The following is a 22,328-nucleotide window of genomic DNA, read 5'->3' as shown; positions in this document are numbered from 1 at the left end:
GACAGACTGGCGTCTTCGAAGGATGATTCATGAATAAACCCACTGAGGCCAACACTGCTCCTGCCGATGCCGTCAGCGCGTCCGCTGAAGTGAAGACTGCCCCAATGGCCCGTCCGGCGCGTTTCAAGTCGCGCCATAGGGTTGTGCTTATCAGCTTTGTTGTCGCCGTCATCTTTCCATTGCTCATCGGTGCTTGGTATCTTTATGCACGTGCACTTGACCAATATGTGTCTTATGTCGCGTTTACCGTGCGATCCGAGGATGTAAGCTCTGCAACCGATATCTTGGGGGGGTTGAGTGCGTTTGGAACCGGCGGATCCGAAGATACAGATATCCTGTACGAATTCATCCAAAGCCGCGAGCTGGTCAAACTGATCGATGAAGAAATTGACCTGAGGGCGATATACTCTGCTGGTTACGAAACTGACCCGGTTTTTTCATTCAATGATGGCGGAACGATTGAAGATTTGGCCAACTATTGGTCGAAAGTTGTCAAGATATTCTATGATAGCGGTACAGGACTGATCGAGCTGCGTGTCCACGCCTTCGATGCGAACACCGCAAAGGATATCGCCGAGCGCATCTTTAGCCGAAGCTCTGATATGATCAACGATCTGAGTGCCGATGCTCGGGCCGATGCGACCCGTTATGCAACTGAGGAATTGGAGTTTGCTGTCGAGCGGCTGAAAGCGGCGCGGCAAGCCGTCACGCAATTCCGGTCACGTAATCAGATTGTCGACCCCGAAGCAGAGATCGGAGGTCAGGCAGGATTGATGACCGCGTTGCAGACAAAACTGTCCGACGCTCTGATCGCTTTCGATCTGATACGAGAAAGCGCTGGCACAAATGATCCTCGGATGGCGCAAGCGGAACTTCGTATTGAAGTGATCCGTGAAAGGATTGAGGAAGAGCGTTTGAAATATGGAGCCGACGACAATGATGATCGGGACTTCTCCACGCTTGTCGGCGAGTATGAGCGCCTTGCAGTCGAGAGGGAGTTTGCGGAACAGACTTACCTCGCGGCGCTTGCCGCGCTGGACTCGGCGAAGATCGAGGCGCAACGCAAAAGTCGGTATCTGGCCGCGTATATCAAGCCAACGCTTGCCGAGCGCGCCGAATACCCACAAAGGATGCTTCTGCTGGGCGTGTTCGGGGCGTTCCTTGGGTTCATCTGGGCCATTGGCGTCTTGATCTTCTACGCGATCAAGGATCGCCGCTGATGATCGAGGTCCGCAATTTGTGGAAAACCTACTATGTCAAAGGGGTGGGCAAGACGGTTGCGAAGGACCTTAATCTGACATTCCCGACTGGAAAGTCCGTTGGGCTGTTTGGACGCAACGGTGCTGGCAAGTCAACGCTGCTTAGAATGATCGCGGGTGTCGAGGATCCGGACAGCGGGTCCATCAGGTCAGACGGTACAATCTCGTGGCCGGTTGGTTTTGCTGGCAGTTTCCATGCAGATCTTACCGGTGCTCAGAACACCCGGTTCGTGGCGCGCGTTTATGGCGTGGACACAGACGAGTTGGTTGCCTATGTGCAGGATTTCGCAAAACTGGGTGTGCATTTTCATGCGCCTTTCAGGACGTATTCATCCGGAATGCGCTCACGTCTGGCGTTTGGCGTCTCGATGGGCATTAAGTTCGACACATATTTGGTTGACGAGGTTACTTCCGTGGGCGACGCCGCATTCCGCAAGCGTAGCACCACACTGCTACAGCAGCGGGTTGGAGAGAGTGCTGCAATCGTCGTTTCACACTCCATGAACTTGATGGAAGAAATATGCGATGCCGGTGTTGTGCTTGTCGGTGGCCGGGCAAGTTGGTTCGACGATGTCAAAGATGCTATCGAGTTTCACGAGAGCACAATGAACGCGCAATGAACCCTCAGTCAGATGGAATCTGTCGAAACTGTTCCTACACGGAAATCTTAGGTGCAGTCTTAGAGACGCATTCCCGATTTAAGTCTTGGCGGAATGGCGATAATAGGTATGCACATCGCTTGCGAGCAGCTTGCCTGATTGGCAACTAGCGGCAAATAATCAGAGAGACAAAATGCCCAAGATCTTCTTGCATATCGGAACACACAAAACTGGATCGACATCGATCCAGGAGGCGTTTCAAGGATATGACGATGGTCAGACGATCTATGCCGATCTTGGCTTCGCAAACCACTCCATACCTGTTTACACGGCATACTCTGGCAGGCATCAGCGGTACCATATCTGGCGGGGTGCGGGCAGCGAGGCGAAAGAAAGACTTCGAATTGAGAGCAAGAAAAACATTGCTTCATTTCTGGATCGGGTCGATCGAGAGAACATTATCATCTCGGGCGAAGACATATCCCAGTTGCCGGAAGAGGGTTTGATAGAGTTCCATAATGAGCTGAAGAAAGTGTCATCTGACATAGAAGTGATAGTTTACGTGCGAAACCCTGTGTCGTTCATGACCAGCGACATGCAGGAGTTCGTTAAATCAGGTCAAAATATGGCCAAGCCGGTTTCGCCCAATTATCGGCCCAGGATCGAGAAGTTCATTCGGCACTTCGGTCGTGAGAATGTCAATATACGCGAATTTAGTCCGGAGGTGTTGAAGAACGGAGATATCGTTCAGGATTTTTCCGAAGTCATCGGTGTTGATACACCGGGAAATTCGAGGCGCACAAACGTATCGCTTTCGACCGATGCGCTGCGCGTTGTGTACCTGACAAATCAGCTTATTTCCGTTGGTGCCGAAGCCGATACAATTCTTGCTGCACGAAAAAAGTTTATTGAGCATGTCAGATTGTTATTGCCCGGCAAATTTGTGCTGCCACCCGCACTGATTGCGCCACTTGTGGATCAACAGGACATTGATTGGCTGTATTCGGTTTCGTCGATTGATTTTCGCACGGATCAAGAACAAGACAAAGAATTTGATCCGAAAGAGTTGCGAAAATACATGAGCCAACCGGTCGAAGAAGCATTGGACAAGATAAGGAACTACCTGATTGATGCACACCGTCTGAAGTCTCCCCCCGCAGATACCAGGTTTTTAATTGCCAGGTATTTCATGGCGTTCCTAAACACGACAAACAGACCAAATGTTGATTCAATAAAGCACAAGTACCGACAATCAAGCCGCTTGCGGCTTTTGGGGCGCAAGTTAGGTTTCCGTTGATCAAGGATCAGGGGAGAAAATTGCGTGGCGGCGCACTGATGTGCAGCCAACAGAGCCGCTTCGGAACCGTGGCGAGAAGTTCGAGACTTAATCCTGAGAGATCCCAAGGCCCGCTTGCAAATCTATCACTTCAACCCGTGCCGGAATTTGAAACGATCCATTTTGGAAAGCTGCGAAGCGTCGCCTTTTAGGCGCAGTAGGTTTAGAAACTGCGCTCGCTCCTCGGCCGACATAATCGTCTCCAGCCACGCGGCGACTTCCCACAGTTGATATCTGCCACGGTAGACAAGATCTTTCTTGTACAAAGGTGATGCCATATAATTGGGGAAGAAAAAGGCGCCACTGTGGATTGTCGATGTCTTGGCAATAAAGCCGCAAAGCTCGATAATTCGGTCCTTTGAATTTATCGGGTTTTCCTTAAGCGAACCTCGCCACGGCTGACAGACAACGGTGTTCAGCATCGGTTCGTCAACATTGTCCGTTTTCAGCATTTCAGAGTATAGCTGATCGACTGAATAGATGACCTTCGTCGATTTTGACGCTTCAAGAATGGCATAGGTCAGCCCCTTTTCGCCCTGGTCAATCGCGAGGACGCGGTTGTTTGAAGGGATATAGGCTTTCCAGAAGTTCTGGAACGCCTCCGACGTGATAACATCCCGACTTACGCTGAGTGCGAAAGACTGTAGATGGTAGTCTTCCCCCCAGTTTTCATATGCTGCGATGACATCCTGATGGCCGTTCAGTGCCTCGACGAAATCGTCCAACCCACGCGCTGCGAAGAACACGCTGTCATTCAGGATCATCAGGCGATCAGGCGTCAGACCTTTCTCGTCAATGAATTTGACTGCGTCCTTGTAGCAGCCGAAGTCAAAACCCTGATTCCCGCGCTGAATGAGTGTATGACAATGGGTTCGAAAGAAAGCCCTTTGGGTTTCCGACAATGGGTGATTGTTTACAAGAATGGTATTGACACCAGCTTTGTCGAGCGTGCGGATTATCCGTTGCACACTGTCGGACACCGCCTCGCCAGGTTCGTAGTAAACGAAGATGGCAAAGGTGCCTTCGGTTTTCTCGGACAAAGTCTCGAAGGTTTTGATGTCATCAACGTAATTTCGCAGGGCGATGCGATCTTTGATCTGATCGAACGCGATGTAACGTGTCCAGAAAACCCAGCGCTCCAGCCGCAGAACGATACGCCGCAGCAAGTTCTTGGCAATGGAAAGCACGTCCATAGTGACACCCTTTTGGCAATGTGGTCCCAAGCCCACCATAGCGAGGGCAGTTGCGTCCCCAGCAGATCAACGCCCGAATTACCACAAGGTCGCTGTTTTGCAAGCACCTGTCCGAAGGCGTGCCCCACGGCTTGCTCTGTCCGTGATTATGCGTTTCCCGTTGAACCTCTGAAAAACCAGATGGATGCGATCTTGTTTTATCCGGCAGATTGGTGGTTCAGCATTGTAAATGCGGGCCGGTTGGAATTAGAAGACAGACGACCATTCGAACTTGGGCTCTTGGGTGTCCTTGTCGTGGTGCGCACGTATTTTGGTTTCGCAAGGGCGAGACAGGACACTCTGATTGATCAAGGGCTCTGACATGAAACTTCTCATTACCGGCGGTGCAGGATTCATTGGGTCAGCAGTGGTCCGCCAAGCGATCCGCGACAACCTCAAAGTGGTCAACGTTGATGCTCTGACCTATGCCGCGTGTATTGAGAACGTCGCCAGCGTGTCCAACAGTCCGAATTACAGTTTCGAACAAGTCGACATATGTGACCGTACCGAACTTGATCGTGTTTTTTCAGAACATCAGCCTGATGCCGTGATGCATCTTGCAGCGGAAAGCCATGTTGACCGTTCTATTGATGGTCCGTCAGATTTTATCGAAACAAATATATCGGGCACCTTTAACATGCTGGAAGCCGCGCGTGCCTATTGGGTCGACAAAGGCAAACCGGAAAGTTTCAGGTTCCATCACATTTCAACTGACGAGGTGTATGGGTCGCTTCCCGATGACAAGAGCATCCTTTTCACCGAGGATACAGCCTATGACCCTCGCAGTCCCTATTCCGCGTCAAAGGCTGCGTCTGATCATCTGGTCCGGGCATGGCATGAAACGTATGGCTTGCCTGTTGTTCTGACGAACTGCTCCAATAACTACGGGCCCTATCATTTCCCGGAAAAACTGATTCCGGTGGTGATCCTTAATGCGCTGGCGGGCAAGGAATTGCCAATCTACGGGGATGGATCCAACATACGTGATTGGCTGTACGTAGAAGATCATGCCGATGCCTTGCTGACAGTCATCAAACAAGGTGAAGTCGGTCGCACTTATAACATTGGGGGCGAAAACGAGCGCACAAATCTGGAGTTGGTCAAAACCATCTGTCGTATCTTGGACGAGTATCGCAGCCGCGAAAGCGGTTCTTATCAAGATCTGATCACCTTCGTGGCTGATCGACCCGGCCATGACGCGCGTTATGCGATTGATCCAACCAGAATTAGCACCGAACTAGGATGGCGGCCGTCCGTCACCATCGAAGAAGGTTTGCGCAAAACTGTTCAGTGGTATCTGGACAACGAAGACTGGTGGCGCGCGTTGCAGAACCGTGATGGGGTAGGCAAACGCTTGGGGACCGGCTAAACCTGCGCCTCAAAAGGAAGCCGCGTGATGAAAATCCTCGTGTTCGGGAAAACTGGCCAAGTTGCCACCGAATTGCAACGGCAATCGGCTGTTCAGGCCTTGGATCGCAACGAGGTTGATCTGTCCGATCCAGCTGCCTGTGCTGCGATTATCCGCGATTGTGATGCTGATGTCGTGATCAACGCCGCTGCATATACGGCAGTTGATAACGCCGAACGCGACGAAGACATCGCGACCATCATAAACGGCCACGCACCCACCGCAATGGCGCGGGCGGCGAGGGATCGCAACCTACCGTTCCTGCATATTTCGACCGACTATGTATTTAACGGTCAGGGAGAGAAACCTTGGAGGCCGCGCGACCCGGTTTCACCACAAAATGCCTATGGCCGGTCAAAGCTGGTTGGCGAACAAGGTGTTATCTTGGCTGGTGGACGCTTTGCGATTCTTCGAACCAGCTGGGTGTTTTCGGCGCACGGCGCCAATTTCGTGAAGACCATGTTGCGTTTGTCTGAAACACGCGATGACTTGAGTGTCGTAGACGATCAGATCGGCGGCCCGACATCAGCAGCAGATATTGCCAACGCACTGTTGAAAATGGCGGTTGCAATGGTGAATGGCCAAGACGGTGGCGTTTTTCATTTTGCGGGCGTGCCGAGCGTAAGCTGGAAGGAATTCGCGGTTGAAATTTTCTCGCAGTCCGGTCGTGCAGTAAACGTACGCGGTATTCCCACTGCGGATTACCCGACACCGGCAGTCCGACCGTTAAATTCCCGAATGGATTGTTCTGACTTGGAAAAAGTGTTTGGTATTCGGGCACCCGATTGGAAAACATCGTTGTCAGCTGTTTTAGATGATTTGAAAGCTGCCAGCTAAGTAATGCGGCGAGATAGAAGTGAGCCAGAAAATGAAACGTAAAGGCATTATCTTGGCAGGAGGGTCTGGGACACGGCTGTATCCAATTACGATGGCAGTGTCGAAGCAACTGCTGCCTGTTTATGACAAGCCAATGATCTACTATCCGATCAGCGCTTTGATGCTGGCCGGTATCCAAGAGGTTGCAATCATCACGACACCCCAGGATCAAGCCCAGTTCAAACGCATGTTGGGAGACGGGTCGGAGCTTGGTATGTCTTTCACATATATTGAACAGCCCTCGCCCGATGGGCTTGCGCAGGCCTACATACTTGCGGAGGGTTTTCTTGACGGTGCCGCATCGGCCTTGGTCTTGGGTGACAACATCTTCTTTGGACACGGATTGCAGGATATGCTGACCGAAGCCAGCGAGAAAACAACCGGGGGCACGGTGTTTGGCTACCGCGTTGCGGACCCGGAACGCTATGGCGTTGTCGGATTTGACGATTCCGGCAAGGTCAACACGATCATCGAGAAGCCACATACGCCACCGTCAAACTATGCCGTTACGGGCCTGTATTTTCTTGATGGGTCTGCGCCTGAACGCGCAAAGAAGGTCACACCTTCCGAGAGGGGCGAATTAGAGATCACAACGCTGCTCGAGATGTATCTGGTCGAAGATAGTCTTTCAGTCCAACTGATGGGTCGCGGATATGCTTGGCTGGATACCGGGACACATGGCAGTCTGCTTGACGCCGGAAATTTCGTCCGGACACTGGAAAAGCGCCAGGGTCAGCAGGTGGGGTGTTTGGAAGAGATAGCCTATTCAAACGGCTGGATCAGCCGAAACGAACTTAAGTCACGTGCGCAGGTATTCGCCAAGAACGATTATGGGCGATACTTATCGCAATTGGCGGATTGATCTGCCCCCAATTAATGAAGCGATGCACATGACCTCTGGACCACACGTTGCCATTTTGCTTGCGACCTATAATGGCGGTGAGAACCTGCATGAGCAACTGGCCAGCATCGCCGAGCAGCAGTATCAAAACTGGTCTCTGATTGTCAGTGACGATGGGTCATCTGACGCAACGCGTTCGATACTGGATAGCTTCGCTTCCGAAGGTCATGATGTCATAGTGCTGGATGGTCCTCAGAACGGCGCGGCGGCAAATTTTATGTCCTTGTTGAAACGGTTTGCCGCTTATGCTCCGGCGGGTGCATGGGTGTCATTTTGTGATCAGGATGATGTTTGGCTTCCCGACAAACTGGCGCGCAGTGTTGCAGCGCTGACCAATCTGGACGCCGCCGTTCCGGCGCTGTATTGCAGCAGGACGTGGATCACGAATGAACAGCTGCAAGGACGCCGCCTGTCTGTGCCGCGACCGCGTCCCTTGAGCTTCCGTAACGCGCTGGTGCAGAATGTCGCTTCGGGAAACACCATTTTGCTGAATGCCGAAGGCACAAGGCTGGTGAACGAAGCCGCAACGCAGACATCAGATGTTGTGATCCATGATTGGTGGACCTATCAGATTATCGCAGGTGTGGGTGGTGCTCTGGTGCACGATGACCAACCAACGCTGTTGTATAGGCAGCATGAAGGCAATGAAATCGGTGCGAATGACAACGCAAAGGCAAAATTGGCCCGTATTGCGATGCTTCTCGGCGGTCGTTTTGCTGAATGGAACCGCTTGAATGCACATGCCCTGAGTGCGTCGGCTCATCGGTTCTCTCCGGAAAACCAGTTGTTGCTGCAAGATTTCACCCGAATCCTGAACATGCGGCGGCGGCGCAGCTGGCGTGTGCTGATGAAGATGAAGCTATATCGGCAAACCCGCGCAAGCACGGCGGCGCTGTGGTTGGCACTGTTGCTGCGCAGGCTTTGAAACCGTCGTCCGGGAACGGCACCTGCGATAAAAGGAGACTATCGTGCACATCGCGTCCGTTTTGCAGGGATGCCTTGACCGGGTGGTGCCTTCACCTGCCCTGTTTGACAAGGCCTACTATCTCGCGACCTATCCGGATATGCGGAGCTACAAAGGCGCGCTTTATAGTCATTACCAGAAATTTGGTTGGCGAGAGGGGCGTTTCCCCACGCCGCTTTTCGATTCCAAATGGTATTCCGACACCTATCTGAATGGGGCACCTGACCAGAACCCGTTGGAACATTACGAACAAGTTGGTTGGAAACTGGGGTTCAATCCGTCAGCGGTTTTTGACGCCAAATGGTTTCGTAAAACCCATATGTCGGGCCGGTCGGACCGTGATCCGCTGGCCTTTTACATCGAAAGCTGTGCCGAAATTGGGATATCGCCGCATCCCTTGCTTAATATCTCGGCCTATCTCAACGACAATCGGGATGCCCCAAAAGACGCGATGGATGCGCTTAACCACATGCTTCGCGAAGGGTATCACGGTGTTCGCGCGGCTGTTCCCGGATTTGATCCCGAGCACTACCGTTCGAAAAACCCGGAAACAGCCGGTTGGTCAGACCCCGAGACCTGGAAGCATTTCCTGGTTCACGGTCGCAAGACGCATGGCGTGTTCTGGCCGTCCGAAGCGGTGATGAAGGTGCGCGTTGCATCTCGGCCGAACAGCCCCACGTCCACCGAACAGCAATCACCGATGATAATTGCGGGGTTTCACCGAAGTGGAACCTCGTTGACCTCGAATCTGTTGTTAAACGCGGGTTTGTATTTGGGCGACAGGCTCCTAGGGGCAAATTATTCTAACCCCCGCGGACACTTCGAGGATGTTGAGGTGATCTCCTTCCATAATCGATTGCTTGCAAATGCTGGACGGGATTGGATGGTGTCGGACCACTTTGAACCAATCGTAACAGCCGCAGATATCAGTTGGATGCGTGACTATGGGACGCGTCGCGCCGGAATCGGTGCATGGGGATTTAAGGACCCGCGCAGCACCCTGTTTTTGTCCCAATGGACAGCGGTATTCCCCAGTTCGACCATTCTCTATGTTCACCGTCCCTGTATCGAATGTGTGCACTCGATAAAGCGCCGCGCCGCAAATTGGCTCAGGTTGGGCATTGATACTGATCTGAATGCGCGGTTCTGGACGCAAGAAGACCTGGCAGTCAAAATGTATCTGACCTACGCGGAAACTGCCCTTGAGTTTCTTGAGCAGTTTTCCGGTCGTTCCTGTGTTGTTGCGCTTGATGACATTCTTAAGGGGCGGAACATTGTCAGACAGATTAACGAGCATTGGGGCTATGACCTGAAGGAATGCAAGATTTCTGATATTTTTGATACGGAATCGATGTCACGGGTCGGTCCAAACGAATACATCCATGACAAGAGCCTGCTTGCTCGTATCGAAGATGTGGAAAGCCGCTTTTCCGCATTGGCAGAACGTGGTTTCGGTCCGGCAGTTGCAAGCGAGGAGGGTGCACAATGATCATTCAAGAGTTCGAGTTGTTACCAGAACCCAAGAAACTGGCCGCGTATCTGGATTTCCTGAGATATGAAAACGCTGCTTTGAAAAAGGATGTACAGAAACTTGAGGAAAGAGTTTCTGAACTGGAGCAAGAGCTGCAAGAGTTTGAAAGTAAGGTCCCCGAAACTTGAACCTTTGCGGCAAACCGTGCCGTCACTCGTTTCACGTTCGTTTGCCGCACGCAGCGTCTGCCGCTCATGGAAAATGCGCTTGTTGTAAACTTGTGTCGGACAGGCGCCTATCGCCAGAATTAGGCTTGTTCCGTATGCCCCCACCGCATAGGGTGGCCGCCAGCTAACGAGGTGTTTCCGGGGGCGCTATGCGTTTAATTCTAACCGCTCTTTTATTGCTAAGCATGGCAAGTTGCGGGCTGCCCCGGGGGGGTGCGCTTCAGAGCGAGATCATAGGAAACGAGACGCAGGAACGGTCTGATATCGCTATTTACCGGGTTTCACGCGAGACCCTGTCGTCGATTTCACGGTGGCCTGCGCCCAACACCAATGGTTCCTACTCATGGCCAAACCGTGGAACCCCGGCTGCGGACAAGCCAATTCGGCCATTCGACCTGGTGGATGTTATTGTCTGGGACAGTGAAGAAAATTCGCTTTTGGCATCACCAGGCCAGAATACCGTTCGAATGCAGGAAATGCAGGTTTCGCCCGCCGGGACGATATTCTTGCCCTTCGTTGGAACGCTAAATATTGCGGGGTTGCCACATTCGGCTGCCCGCGCACGCATTCAACGAAAATACGAAGAGGTGATCCCCTCTGCGCAAGTGCAATTGAATGTACGGCAAGGGACCCGTGGAACGATCTCGATGGTGTCGGGTGTGAACCGGCCCGGCCCAATACAAGTCGATGATCCGAATTTCACAATTCTGAATGCCATCTCAGCCGCCGGCGGCCCTTCCGCTCAGATACAGAATCCGCAGGTCAAACTGATCCGAGGCAGCGCGACCTACCGCCGTCCGCTTGAGCAAGTGCTGAGCAATCCGCGAAATGACGCCCTACTGCTGCCCGGCGACAAAGTCGCTATTGAAAAGGACGATCGCTATTTCCGCTCTCTCGGCGCGGCCAGCCGCGAAGCCATCGTTCCGTTCGAGACTGCCGAGATATCTGCACTTGATGCGATGTCATTGATTGGCGGTCTGACCGATATGCGGGCCAACCCAAAGGGCATTCTTATTCTTCGGGAATATTCACCCAAGGCGGTTCGTGCGGATCGGTCGGGGCCAAGTAATACACGTAGTGTGTTCGTGATTGATCTGACCACAGCCGACGGATTGTTCAGCGCCGGAAAATTCCCGATCTATCACCAGGACACAGTGCTGGTCACGGAAAGCTCGGTTGCGTCAGCCACGCTATTGTTCACTCTGATCAAGCAGATGACGGGCGCTGCGTTTGATGTCAGCAGGCTCTGACAACAACCAATTTCGTATCCTACACGAAACCTAGATCGTCAGGGCGCTACATCTCCCGGCCCAAGTGTCGTTCGCCGCGCGCGCGCGCCAGAGCCATTTGCTTCTGCCGTTCTCTGAACCGGTCGCGCCGGGCTTCCTCAAATTCGTCTATGCACTGGTGGCAACTGACGCCGTCTTCGTATTCCGGGCGGTTCTTGTCGTCTGGCAGGATGGGGCGGCGGCAGGCGTGGCACAATTCGTGCGGACCTTCGGCCAGGCCATGTTCGACCGAAACGCGGTTGTCAAAGACAAAGCAAGCGCCATCCCATTTGCTGTCCTCTGCCGGCACGTCTTCAAGATACTGAAGAATGCCACCTTTCAGGTGATACACATCCTCGACCCCCTGACTGATCAGGAAGTTGGTCGATTTTTCGCAGCGGATGCCGCCTGTGCAGAACATCGCCACGCGCTTGTTGTGGAAACGGTCCTTGTTTTGCGCCCACCAGTCGGGAAACTCGCGAAAGGTCTTGGTTTTCGGATCGACCGCGCCCTCAAACGTTCCGATGGCGACCTCGTAATCGTTGCGAGTATCAATCACCACAACATCGTCCTGCGAAATCAGGTCGTTCCAATCCTTGGGCGTTACGTAGTGCCCGACCGAGGCGCGGGGGTCCACAGCCGGCACGCCCATGGTCACGATCTCTTTCTTCAACCGCACTTTCATCTTGCCGAAAGGCTGTTCTGTTGCGGTGGATTCCTTCCATGACAGATCCGCACAACCGGGCAGTTTGCGGATATAGGTCAGGATCGCGTCAATGCCTGTGCGCGATCCGGCAATCGTGCCGTTGATGCCTTCCTGCGCCAACAGAAGCGATCCCGATATCCCTTCGCGCCGGGCAACGTCCAGAAGCGGGGCCTGCAAAGCCGCCGGGTTGTCGAAGCGGGTGAAATGATAGAGTGCAGCGATCGTATACATACTGGCGGCATACGCCCCTATTTTCAAAGGATCAAGACGTCCAATTGCTTGACCCGCCCGGATGCGAACCTTACCCATTGAGTTTCAAGGAGGATCGCCCATGCGTGACGCAAACGAAGCCCTGATCGTAATCGACGTGCAGAATGACTTCTGCCCCGGCGGTGCGCTGGCCGTGGCGCACGGGGACGACATCATCCCGCTGATCAACGAGCTGCTGTCCGATTTTCCGGTCAAGGTGTTCACACAGGACTGGCACCCGGCGGGCCACAGTTCGTTCGCGTCTTCGCATGACGGCAAGGATCCATATCAGACCACCCAGATGCCTTACGGCACCCAGGTGCTGTGGCCCGATCACTGCATCCAGGGCAGCATAGGGGCCAAGCTTCACGATCACCTGCATCGCGACCGGGCCGATATGATCATCCGCAAGGGGTTTCGAGCCGAGATCGACAGCTATTCCGCATTCTTTGAAAATGACCGGACCACCCCGACCGGGCTGGAAGGTTATCTGCGCACACGCGGGGTCGAAAGGCTGACACTTGTCGGTTTGGCCACGGATTTCTGCGTGGCCTATTCGGCCATAGATGGCGCGCGGCTCGGGTTCGATGTGACGGTGTGGGAACAAGCGTGTCGCGCGATTGACCTTGACGGATCGCTGGATGCTGCCCGCGCTGACATGCGCGCGGCGGGCGTGACACTGGAGCCTTAGATGCCTGATATTGCCAGCCGGGTTTACAATCACCACTGGAAGATTGATCCCATCGTGCGGTCATTGATCGACACGGATTTCTATAAGCTGCTGATGTGTCAGTCGGTGTTTCGCAACAAACCGGACACCCATGTTACATTCAGCCTGATCAATCGCACCAAGTCGGTGCCGCTGGCCGACCTGATCGACGAAGGTGAGTTGCGCGAGCAGTTGGATCATATCCGCTCGCTGTCCCTGTCGCGCGGCGAAAGCACATGGCTGCGCGGGAACATGTTCTATGGCAAGCGCCAGATGTTTCGTTCGGACTTCATGGAATGGTTTGAAGGGATGCGGCTGCCGGATTATCACCTTGAGCGGGTGGGCGATCAATACGAGCTGACCTTCGAAGGTTCATGGCCCGAGGTCATGCTGTGGGAAATTCCCGCGCTTGCCGTCTTGATGGAACTTCGGGGCCGCGCGGTATTGCGTGGCATGGGCAAGTTTGAGCTTCAGGTGCTCTATGCCCGCGCCATGACCCGTATCTGGGAAAAGATCGAACGGCTGCGCAAGCTGGACGGGCTGCGCCTTGCCGATTTCGGGACAAGACGCCGCCACAGCTATCTGTGGCAGGATTGGTGTGTGCAGGCGATGATCGAGGGGCTGGGGGAGCGTTTTGTCGGCACCTCGAACTGTTCGATTGCCATGAAGCGCGACATCGAGGCAATCGGAACAAACGCGCATGAACTTCCTATGGTCTACGCTGCGTTGGCCGATGATGACGACGAACTGGCGCGCGCGCCCTATGATGTTCTGGCCGACTGGCAGGAAGAGCATGACGGCAATCTGCGGATCATCCTGCCCGACACATATGGAACCCAAGGGTTTCTTGACCGCGCACCCGATTGGCTGGCCGGCTGGACAGGTATCCGGGTGGACAGCGGCGACCCAGCCACCGGGGCCGAGATTGCGATCAAGTGGTGGAAAGACCGGGGTGAGGATCCGACCCAGAAAATGGTAATCTTCTCAGACGGGCTGGACACGGACAAGATCATCGAGTTGCACCAACAATTCGCAGGTCGTGTGCGCACCAGTTTCGGTTGGGGGACGCTACTGACGAATGACTTCCGTGGGCTTGTGCCAAACGACACCCTCGCCCCGTTCTCGCTGGTCTGCAAAGCGGTCGGGGCGAACGGGCGGGCGACGGTGAAACTGTCGGATAATCCCAACAAGGCAATGGGGCCAGCGGATGAGATTGCGCGCTACAAGCGGGTGTTCGGGGTTGGCGCACAGCCGAAACTAGATGTGATCGTCTAGACTGATGCGCTATGCCCTCAGGAACGTGCGTGCGGCCCTGACAGCTTTCTGAGCATAGTCCCGCACGGCCGGGCCGTCGGGCGGATTTCGCGGCACGGCCCAACCCATCGAGGCAAACCGGCGGATCATTACGAACAGCGGAAGCAGGGCTTCCGCATCATGAGGGAACGAGCGTAGGGTGCGGTAGCCTGCGATTGCGGCATCGCGGATGGCATCGGCGGCGGGTTCATCCTCGTTCTGGGTCATCATCACGGCCAGATCATAGATGCGGAAGCCAAAGCCCGCGTCGTCGAAGTCGATCAACGTCAGCTCACCGTCTTTGACAAAGATGTTTTCGCGCAGGGCGTCTGCGTGGATCAGTCCGAAATCGGCGCCATCTTCGGCAAACGCCGTCACCATGTCATGCGCCACAGCACGGGCACGCAGGATCAGGGCGCGTTCACCCTCGGTCAAAGCGGGGCTCTCCCAGAACCGGCCCCAGAAGGGATTGTCGCCCAAAAGGCCAGGAATGTCCCAACGGTGGCGCGAGAAACCCTGAGGCAGAATCATAGCGTCGGTCAGGTTGTGCAGGGTTGCCAGCTCGCGCCCCACACAGTGATAAAGCGCAACCTGGTCCACCTCGGTTCCCGGCAGCGGCACGCCACCTTCACCAATCGGCGCACCGTCAACCCACGAAACCACCGTCGCGATCTGACCTGCACCCAGATCGGCCACCGTGTCGCCGGATCGCATCGGGATGGGGGCGGGCACGCGCATCCCCGCAGACGCCAATCCGGCCATCCAGTCCAGCTCCGACTGGATCGAAGCCTTGCTTTGATAGCCGGGCCTGTGCAGGCGCAGTGCGGCGGGACGTCCGTCAATGCGCACTTCGTGAACCACGTTTTCGCGGTTCTTGATCATGCGAATGTCCTTCGCATCCCACGCCGCGAGGGCCTGTTTCAGCGCGCTCATGCGGGCAGCGCTTTCATTGCGGCATCAAGCGTTTCAGCCAGAAGTTCGGCCTGCGCGCGATCAAAACACATGGGTGGACGAATCTTGATGCCGTGGTAATGGCGCCCGACCGAGTGTAGCAGCACCCCGCGATTGCGCATCTCGTCCACCAGTTGCGCACAGAACGGCGCGGCGGCTTCGGTGTCGCCATCTATGTCAAACTCGACGCACCAGAACAGGCCTGCCCCGCGAATGTCGGCCTTGTTGATATGCTTGACTTGGCAAAGCAGCTTCTCCAGGTGCTCGCCGATTTTGAGGGCATTTGTCATCAGGCCCTCCTCTTCCAGCACGTCCAACACGGCTGAAGCGGCAGCGACGGCAACCGGATTGCCGCCAAACGTGTTGAAATAGCCGAAACGATTGCGAAATTCGGCCATGATCTCGGGTCGGGTGACAACGGCTGCAACCGGGTGGCCGTTTCCCATCGGTTTGCCCATGGTCACGATGTCTGGTGCTAAGCCGATCCGTCGATGTCCCCAGAAATGACCACCCGTTCGGCCAAAGCCCGGCTGCACCTCGTCCGCGATGATGACGCCGCCGGCTTTGCGAACCACATCAACGGTCGGGTCAAGGAAGCCGTGGGACAGCTCGGGCAGCCCTTCGTTGGCAAAGAACGGATCAAGGATCAGGGTGCCAAAGCCGTGACCTTCAGCTTCAAGTGCGTCGATCGCCGCCTGAACCTCGTCTGCAAAGGCTTGCGATTGCGCCTCGTCACGACCACCCAGCGGTGTCAGCGTGTCCGGCGATGGCACTTTCTTGACCCATTCGACCGCGCCGCCAATGGGTGTTTTCTTGGCCGACAGATGCGACACCAGATCGGTGTTTCCGTGATATGTGTTATCGGTGCAGATGATCCCCGTCTTGCCCGTCACAGCGCGCCCCATACGCAGGGCGATGTCGTTGGCCTCGGACCCGGTGCAAACCATGATCATGGTATCCAGGTCATGATCCATCGTGCCGGTCAGCCGCTCGGCGTAATCCAAGATGCCTTCGTGCAGATAGCGGGTGTGTGTGTTCAATGTGGCAGCCTGTTGGGTGATTGCTTCGACCACTTTCGGATGGGCGTGTCCCACATGGGGCACGTTGTTATAACAATCAAGGAATCTGTTCCCATCGGCATCCCATAGCCAGGCCCCTTCACCACGCACGATGTGAACGGGATCGCTGTAAAACGTCGTCATGTTCGGGCCAAGAAGCCGCGCGCGACGTTGCAGAAGGGTGGGGGTGTCCGACATAGGTAAGGCTCCAGTCAGGTTAATCGTCGTCGATGCGCCCGCGCAGGGCTTTGATTTGGCTGCGGCGGGTCTTTGCGTCCAGCCTGCGTTTTTTCGACCCCAGGGTGGGCTTGGTGGCAATCCGCCGTTTTGGTGCGACCAGTGCGCGGCGTATCATTTCGACAAGGCGGTTTTGCGCGATCTCGCGGTTGCGGGCTTGGCTGCGCGTTTCTTCTGCCCGGATCACAATCGCGCCGTCTTGCGTCCATTTGCGCCCCGCGATCCGCTTCAGCCGCGTTTTCACGGGCGGTGTCAGACTCGGCGATCGCGCGGCTTCAAACCGAAGTTCGACCGCAGTCGCGACCTTGTTCACGTTCTGCCCGCCGGGGCCGGAACTGCGAGTGAAACTTTCACTCAGCTCCCAATCTTGCAGGGTGATATCGTCGGTCACGCGGATCATGGCGGCAACTTATCGAATTGGATCCAAAACGGAAATCCCGGAAATGCCAAAAGAAAAGGGTCGCCCGCTTTGGGACGACCCTTTCGAGAATTAAGGAGGTGGGACCGGTTAGACTGCCAAGAAGTTGGGTCAATAAGATCCGCATTCCTCACCGGGGGCTGCCCCGGAAAGTCGCGACCTAGATTGTCCCGGCACCTCGCTCCGTTGTATCTCTTGACATGGACACCTCCTTTCTCGTTGTTTCTATATCTAGGAGGTTGCCACAGATTTTGCGTTTGTCAAAACTTTTCACGCAGGATTTGGTGAAAGTTTCGTGACAATGAGGCGAAATGGAACCAGTGCGACAAATGCAATCGCCATTTTTACCAGCCAATCGGCCACCGCGAGAGATATCCAAAGCGGGGCGTTCGGACCACTGCCAAGCATTGGCAGAACCTCGTTCGCCCAGCCAACATCATTGCCGATTTCAAGGAACGCAAGACTGGCAGAGAAGGCGATGGTGAAGAAGATCGCGGTGTCCACCGTGCCACCGATGATGGTGCTGGCCACAGGTGCGCGCCACCATTTGCCGCCCCGCAATCGATCAAAGATAGCAACGTCCAGAAGCTGTGCCGTCAGGAAGGCAAGGCCAGAGGCGATCGCAATGCGCAAAGTCACAAGCGGTCCAAACTCACCAATGATCTGGGTGCCGATAAAGCTGCAAATCACACCGGTGACGAAGCCAGCAAAGACAACCTTGCGCGCAGCCGACGGGCCATAGACGCGGTTCATCACGTCCGTGACAAGAAAGGCAAAAGGATATGTGAAAGCACCCCATGTCAGCCATTGGCCGAACAGATGCTGCACCAGGATGTTTGACGCCACCACGATGGCGGCCATGGCGATCACGCCAGGAAGGATACGTGTCATGTTGTTGGTCCGTTTTAGCAAGGTTGCGGAGACTTGGTTCCCAATTGGCGGGAACGGGCTGCGTTTAACGGCTCATTGGTTTTTGATCAAGTGTTCTGTTTTCACACCGGCGCCTTGGGGAACGACATATTCGACAATCTCCGTGACCTGAAAGAACTTGAAATTGTCGTCTGACACCATGGTCAATCGGATCAGCCCGTCCTGATCCTGCCAGACCGCCAACCCCTCAAGGTTATCAAACTCGCCAACTTCGGTTTGCAGCAATATGGTTTCGTTGGTCAGACGTTCGTCGGTCATGTCGAACCGGCGAACGCGGCTGGTGAAGCCAAAGATGCTGCTCAGATGCCGCTCCAGCAGATAGAGCCGCCCATCCGGCCCAACATCTGCCCCAACCGGCACATAAGGCCGATAGCGTGGAATGGCGTAGGGCTTTTCCCATTCCGTCGCACCCGGGCGCAGGCGATAGACGGGATGCGGTGTTTTCTGAGCACCATTCCCTTCAGGGATCACAAGGATGGTGCCATCCGGTTGCACGGCAAGCGCTTCCAGTGCCGCGTTGGCCGACATTCTTTTGGCGGCTGGATTGTTCGGCAGGTCAACGCCTTTCGTTTGTCCGGGCTTGTACCGCACGATGCGGTGACGAATTTCGAAGCTGACATAGATCGTGCCATCAGGTGCAATGGCCAAGCCTTCGCTGTCTGTCCAGATACCGCTGAGCGGGTCGCCGCGCGGCGATGTCAGTTTCTTCAACGGGCCATGTGCGACCTTTTTGATCTTGCCGTCTTTGCGCACGAATTGACCTTGCGTGATGTGACCGCGATCAGTCAGTGCGACAAAGGTTTTTCCATCTTCGCTGACTTCAAGAGCTGAAAAGCCACCAAACACTGCATCGTCTCCGCCATACCAGCGCGTTGTCGACAGCAGCTTGGCCTCGGACACCGTCTGCGCACCAAGATCAACGGTATAGAAACCAACAAGCGTTGCCAGCGCCCCTAACGCGACGACAAGACGGAGCGACATTGATTTGGCAGGTCAGCAAGCGTCAGCGGGCCACGTGGCTTGCTTGGTTTTGGAGGAGTGGGCGGGGCAGGTTTGGGATTCAGGATATCATTGACCCAGTTCACCGCATCCTGGCAGCCGTCGCCAGGGGGCGGTGGTGCCTGATCGACACAGCCGCGCATTCCCTTCGGGCATTTCAGACGGACATGGAAATGATAGTGATGCCCATACCAGGGCCGGATTTTCCTTAGCCAGTCGCGGTTGCCTTTTTCGTCCTTACACATTTGAACTTTCGCGCCGGGAAAAACAAAAATCCGCGCCACGCGCTTGTCTTTTGCAGCGGCTTTCAGGATTTCGTGATGGGCCCGGGTCCAGGAGTCATTGACAAACGCCCCCTTTGCCCGCCGCATCGATATGGACGAGATACTTTCGCGCTGATTTGCCGACAGGTTCAGTCTTTTCGCCGGAAGCATCCAGATATCGGCGTCCAACCCGATCTGGTGGGATCGGTGTCCAGTCAACATCGGTCCGCCGCGCGGTTGGCTCATATCACCGATATAGAGGCCGTTCCAACCGGGTTGCCTTGCGGCTTTGCGAGACAAATCTTTGATGAAATCAATCAGCTCTGGATGTCCCCAGTTTCGATTGCGTGACAGACGCATAGCCTGCCATGTGGGACCGGTTTGCGAAAGCTGCTCGCCCCCGGCCAAACACCCTTTTGCATAAGACCCAAAAGGCGCGGATTTCTGCGCAGATCCCGCACGTTTCGCACCAAACAGCTGTTTTGCGGCGGTTTCGGCCGTGGATTTGGTTGGGGCCAGCGTTGCGCCAGCAAACATCAGGGCGCCGATCAAAACCGAACCACGAATGAAATTCACAACCATAGCCTTGCTGCCTCTCACTGCTCACCTTCAGGTTTAACCCAGATCAAAAGCAAAAGCCCTAATGCAAACAACCCGATCAGCGGAGATACGCCGAGCCGTGCGCTGCCTGTCATCGTCGTGAACCATGCAATCAGGGCGGGCGCCATGAACGCCGTGGCCCGACCTGACAGACCATAAAGCCCAAAACTTTCAGTGGGGGCTTCCGGGTCAACATGGCGCACCATCATCGACCGACTGGCCGATTGCAACGTGCCGCCCATGCCACCGATCAACATGCCGCAGCCAAAGAAAAGGATGTCCGGGATATTCGATCCTTCAGGCAGTGCGATGCCGAATATCGCCTCGCGCGTCATATTCACGATCAGAAAGCAGACCGCCATCAGAACGAGGATAGATCCGATGATGACTGGCTTCGGTCCGCGCTTTCGGTCAACACGCCCCCCCAGCCAACTAAACCCCGCCGCGGCAAGACCCGATATGATGCCAAAGACCCCAATCAGGACGATTGACCAGTTCAGAACAAGGCTCGCATAGACCCCGCCAAACCCGTACAGGCCATTCAACGCATCGCGATAAAACATCGAACTGCCCAGATAGGCTGCAAGGCTTCTCTTGTTTTTCAGGCCGCGGATGGTTCGGCCCAGAATGGCAAATGCACCTGAAAAACTGTATTTTGCAGCGGGTCCGGGAAGGTCCTTCACCCACAGTGCATAGGGGATCATGAAGAGCATGAACCATACCGCGACGAAGGGTCCAACGATCCGTGTGCCTTCGCGTGCCTCGGCGTCCAGCAGGCCCAGTCCGGGGGCAAGTCCGATCAGGGTTTTTCCGTTGGGCTGTTCGACGAACAGTGTCAGCATGATCGCCAGCGCCACCAGACCACCGATATAACCGAAGGCGAAGCCCGAGCCCGAGATTTCGCCCACCTGATCCTGATCGGCAAGGCTGGGCAGTTGTGAATTGGTGAAAACCAGTGCGAACTCTGCCCCGATGAAGCCGACGGCAAACATCAGCATCATCACCCACAAGTTTGACCCATCCGGCTGTGTCCACCACAACGAGCCTGCGCCAATGACATAAAGAAGGCTGAAGACCGCAACCCACGGACGCACCCGCCCGGCGGTATCGGCAAGTGCCCCCATGATCGGCGCGCCAAATCCAACGATCAGACCGGCGGCAGCCAGCCCCCAGGACCAGATGCTTTGCGCTTTCGCATCGGCGGCTTGCTCCACCAGCCCTTGCGCCATGAAATGCTCTGTCGCGATGGCGGCGAAGAACGGGCCGAAAATGAAGGTCAGAAGCAGAGTGTGATAGGGTTGACTGGCCCAATCGAACCAAAACCAGCCCCATATGCGCTTGCGCGTCGAGATCTCTGCCATGCCTGCTCCCTGTTTCCGATGATCAAACAGCGAAACCAGCGCGCGGGCAAGGGGTGTCATGCTTCGGGCGGCCAGGGGCGCTGCGCGTCGGCGTGGATCCAAGCCTGCACCCATTGAGGCAACACTGGTGGCGGATCATCATATCCCAACGCTTCGACCACGCGGGCGGTGGGCACGATGCCGTTGCGATCGGTGACTGCGGAACGATAGACGATCTGGTTCGCACACTCGCCGCCCAGCCACATGCCTTGTTCGACATAGATGAACCGGTCGTCCCAGCCCACCAAGCGGCTGCGCATCTCGATCCGAACGAAGGTGCGCACTCGCTCGCGATACCGAACCGAGGCACCTGCCATTGTCAGACCCCAGCGGTTCTTGATCAGCATCCGGGAAAGCCCCGTGCGTCCGGCCAGCGGAATGCGTCCAAGATCATAAAGTGTCAGGGTGCGTCCATTGTTCAACTCGCGCCACAGGTCGATGTCCCACGGCCAGCACATATGATGGCTGACATGGGTGCCGGTGATCGGCAGGGGCTTGGCCCGTGCGTTTATGATCAACTCTTTGAACATGCGGATGAACGGATACATGGCGGCTCCTTCAGGTTGTGTTCGACCTGCCTTCGGCCCGTGGAAACGTCAACCGGAACCGCGCGTCACCCTTGCCCTGCCGGGCAACCTTCCCTAGATGAAACGGACAACCCGAAAGGAGCCCCTATGCAGTCGCTGTTTCAAATCCTGATGCTGATCGTGGATATCGCCTGGTTCATCCTGATCGCGCATATCGTGATGTCGTGGTTGATTAATTTTCAGGTGCTGAACTTGCGGCAACATATCGTGGCGCAAGTCTGGTATGGGCTGAACCGGTTGCTGGAACCCGTCTATTCGCGCATTCGCGCCTTTCTGCCGCAAATGGGTGGGTTGGACTTCGCGCCGCTGGTTGCTCTTATCGCGCTTTATGCGGTCCGGATCATTCTGATCAACAACGCGTCCGCCTTCTACTAAGCCCCTTGTTCC

23 protein-coding genes are annotated in these 22,328 nt (G+C 55.4%); 13 read left to right on the top strand and 10 right to left on the bottom strand.

The annotated features are described in order from the left end of the window. Nucleotides 1-29: 29 nt before the first annotated feature. The 3 genes from AC13C8_RS11585 (at nucleotide 30) to AC13C8_RS11575 (ending at nucleotide 3,155) form a co-directional block, all read left to right on the top strand. The gene (locus AC13C8_RS11585) at nucleotides 30-1,220 is read left to right on the top strand and encodes a KpsE/RkpR family capsule polysaccharide export protein (protein WP_245744611.1); all 1,191 of its coding nucleotides are present in this window, start codon (nucleotides 30-32) and stop codon (nucleotides 1,218-1,220) included. Then, nucleotides 1,220-1,879 (top strand): ABC transporter ATP-binding protein, encoded by a 660-nt coding sequence (locus tag AC13C8_RS11580; RefSeq protein WP_091427368.1) that lies wholly within the window; start codon nucleotides 1,220-1,222, stop codon nucleotides 1,877-1,879. Before AC13C8_RS11585 ends, AC13C8_RS11580 begins: the two co-directional genes overlap by 1 nt. Before the next feature lie 172 nt (nucleotides 1,880-2,051). Next, nucleotides 2,052-3,155, top strand: a complete 1,104-nt coding sequence (locus AC13C8_RS11575; RefSeq protein ID WP_091427367.1) for a sulfotransferase domain-containing protein — start codon at nucleotides 2,052-2,054, stop codon at nucleotides 3,153-3,155. Between the two features lie 125 nt (nucleotides 3,156-3,280). Here the strand turns inward: AC13C8_RS11575 and AC13C8_RS11570 are convergent, their stop codons facing one another. Beyond that, nucleotides 3,281-4,387 carry a rhamnan synthesis F family protein gene (locus AC13C8_RS11570; protein WP_482847421.1) on the bottom strand — a complete coding sequence of 369 codons (1,107 nt, stop codon included), beginning with the start codon at nucleotides 4,385-4,387 and terminating at the stop codon, nucleotides 3,281-3,283. 361 nt (nucleotides 4,388-4,748) lie between these two features. Here AC13C8_RS11570 and rfbB point away from each other — a divergent pair, with 361 nt between their 5' ends. From rfbB to AC13C8_RS11535, 7 genes are all read left to right on the top strand, one after another. Next, nucleotides 4,749-5,795, top strand: a complete 1,047-nt coding sequence (rfbB, locus tag AC13C8_RS11565; RefSeq protein ID WP_091427363.1) for a dTDP-glucose 4,6-dehydratase — start codon at nucleotides 4,749-4,751, stop codon at nucleotides 5,793-5,795. A 27-nt stretch (nucleotides 5,796-5,822) separates the two neighbouring features. Continuing rightward, nucleotides 5,823-6,671 carry a dTDP-4-dehydrorhamnose reductase gene (gene rfbD, locus AC13C8_RS11560; RefSeq protein WP_091427361.1) on the top strand — a complete coding sequence of 283 codons (849 nt, stop codon included), beginning with the start codon at nucleotides 5,823-5,825 and terminating at the stop codon, nucleotides 6,669-6,671. Between the two features lie 31 nt (nucleotides 6,672-6,702). Further along, entirely contained in the window at nucleotides 6,703-7,572 is an 870-nt protein-coding gene (gene rfbA, locus AC13C8_RS11555; RefSeq protein ID WP_091427359.1) for a glucose-1-phosphate thymidylyltransferase RfbA, read from the top strand. A 28-nt stretch (nucleotides 7,573-7,600) separates the two neighbouring features. Then, nucleotides 7,601-8,536, top strand: a complete 936-nt coding sequence (locus AC13C8_RS11550) for a glycosyltransferase family 2 protein (RefSeq protein WP_482847419.1) — start codon at nucleotides 7,601-7,603, stop codon at nucleotides 8,534-8,536. Nucleotides 8,537-8,579: 43 nt separating this feature from the next. After that, the gene (locus tag AC13C8_RS11545; protein ID WP_482847417.1) at nucleotides 8,580-10,064 is read left to right on the top strand and encodes a hypothetical protein; all 1,485 of its coding nucleotides are present in this window, start codon (nucleotides 8,580-8,582) and stop codon (nucleotides 10,062-10,064) included. Further along, nucleotides 10,061-10,234: a hypothetical protein gene (locus tag AC13C8_RS11540; protein ID WP_177179259.1), complete on the top strand. Its 174-nt coding sequence runs from the start codon at nucleotides 10,061-10,063 to the stop codon at nucleotides 10,232-10,234. The genes AC13C8_RS11545 and AC13C8_RS11540 overlap by 4 nt, the downstream gene beginning before the upstream one ends. Nucleotides 10,235-10,422: 188 nt before the next feature. Next, nucleotides 10,423-11,523 (top strand): polysaccharide biosynthesis/export family protein, encoded by a 1,101-nt coding sequence (locus tag AC13C8_RS11535; RefSeq protein ID WP_482847415.1) that lies wholly within the window; start codon nucleotides 10,423-10,425, stop codon nucleotides 11,521-11,523. Nucleotides 11,524-11,569: 46 nt separating this feature from the next. Here the strand turns inward: AC13C8_RS11535 and trhO are convergent, their stop codons facing one another. Continuing rightward, a complete protein-coding gene (gene trhO / locus AC13C8_RS11530; protein WP_482847413.1) occupies nucleotides 11,570-12,478 on the bottom strand; it encodes an oxygen-dependent tRNA uridine(34) hydroxylase TrhO in 909 nt (302 codons plus the stop codon). Nucleotides 12,479-12,578: 100 nt separating this feature from the next. Between trhO and pncA the strand changes: the two genes are divergently transcribed. After that, on the top strand, nucleotides 12,579-13,187 hold the full coding sequence (gene pncA, locus AC13C8_RS11525) for a bifunctional nicotinamidase/pyrazinamidase (RefSeq protein WP_482847411.1): 609 nt from the start codon (nucleotides 12,579-12,581) through the stop codon (nucleotides 13,185-13,187). Continuing rightward, nucleotides 13,188-14,480, top strand: a complete 1,293-nt coding sequence (gene pncB, locus AC13C8_RS11520; RefSeq protein WP_482847410.1) for a nicotinate phosphoribosyltransferase — start codon at nucleotides 13,188-13,190, stop codon at nucleotides 14,478-14,480. Nucleotides 14,481-14,489: 9 nt separating this feature from the next. Here the strand turns inward: pncB and AC13C8_RS11515 are convergent, their stop codons facing one another. From AC13C8_RS11515 to AC13C8_RS11480, 8 genes are all read right to left on the bottom strand, one after another. Next, nucleotides 14,490-15,431 (bottom strand): phosphotransferase enzyme family protein, encoded by a 942-nt coding sequence (locus AC13C8_RS11515; RefSeq protein WP_091427351.1) that lies wholly within the window; start codon nucleotides 15,429-15,431, stop codon nucleotides 14,490-14,492. After that, nucleotides 15,428-16,705 carry an aspartate aminotransferase family protein gene (locus AC13C8_RS11510; RefSeq protein ID WP_482847409.1) on the bottom strand — a complete coding sequence of 426 codons (1,278 nt, stop codon included), beginning with the start codon at nucleotides 16,703-16,705 and terminating at the stop codon, nucleotides 15,428-15,430. Before AC13C8_RS11510 ends, AC13C8_RS11515 begins: the two co-directional genes overlap by 4 nt. A 19-nt stretch (nucleotides 16,706-16,724) precedes the next feature. Beyond that, nucleotides 16,725-17,144, bottom strand: coding sequence for an alternative ribosome rescue aminoacyl-tRNA hydrolase ArfB (arfB, locus tag AC13C8_RS11505; protein WP_091427348.1), 420 nt, complete (start codon nucleotides 17,142-17,144; stop codon nucleotides 16,725-16,727). Nucleotides 17,145-17,432: 288 nt separating this feature from the next. After that, complete coding sequence (locus AC13C8_RS11500; RefSeq protein WP_091427346.1) at nucleotides 17,433-18,053, bottom strand: queuosine precursor transporter; 621 nt, start codon at nucleotides 18,051-18,053, stop codon at nucleotides 17,433-17,435. A gap of 72 nt (nucleotides 18,054-18,125) precedes the next feature. Then, nucleotides 18,126-19,073, bottom strand: coding sequence for an esterase-like activity of phytase family protein (locus AC13C8_RS11495; RefSeq protein ID WP_482847407.1), 948 nt, complete (start codon nucleotides 19,071-19,073; stop codon nucleotides 18,126-18,128). After that, nucleotides 19,046-19,891: a penicillin-insensitive murein endopeptidase gene (mepA, locus tag AC13C8_RS11490; protein WP_482847868.1), complete on the bottom strand. Its 846-nt coding sequence runs from the start codon at nucleotides 19,889-19,891 to the stop codon at nucleotides 19,046-19,048. The genes AC13C8_RS11495 and mepA overlap by 28 nt, the downstream gene beginning before the upstream one ends. Before the next feature lie 59 nt (nucleotides 19,892-19,950). Further along, nucleotides 19,951-21,315 carry an MFS transporter gene (locus tag AC13C8_RS11485; RefSeq protein WP_091431865.1) on the bottom strand — a complete coding sequence of 455 codons (1,365 nt, stop codon included), beginning with the start codon at nucleotides 21,313-21,315 and terminating at the stop codon, nucleotides 19,951-19,953. A 56-nt stretch (nucleotides 21,316-21,371) separates the two neighbouring features. Next, nucleotides 21,372-21,902 (bottom strand): thioesterase family protein, encoded by a 531-nt coding sequence (locus tag AC13C8_RS11480; RefSeq protein ID WP_482847405.1) that lies wholly within the window; start codon nucleotides 21,900-21,902, stop codon nucleotides 21,372-21,374. Between the two features lie 126 nt (nucleotides 21,903-22,028). Between AC13C8_RS11480 and AC13C8_RS11475 the strand changes: the two genes are divergently transcribed. Then, nucleotides 22,029-22,316 (top strand): YggT family protein, encoded by a 288-nt coding sequence (locus AC13C8_RS11475; protein WP_091427340.1) that lies wholly within the window; start codon nucleotides 22,029-22,031, stop codon nucleotides 22,314-22,316. Nucleotides 22,317-22,328: the final 12 nt, after the last annotated feature.

Source organism: Aliiroseovarius sp. B-4 (assembly GCF_056857795.1).
The sequence above is the reverse complement of the archived record's forward strand: the minus strand, read 5'-3'. Positions and strand labels throughout refer to the sequence as shown.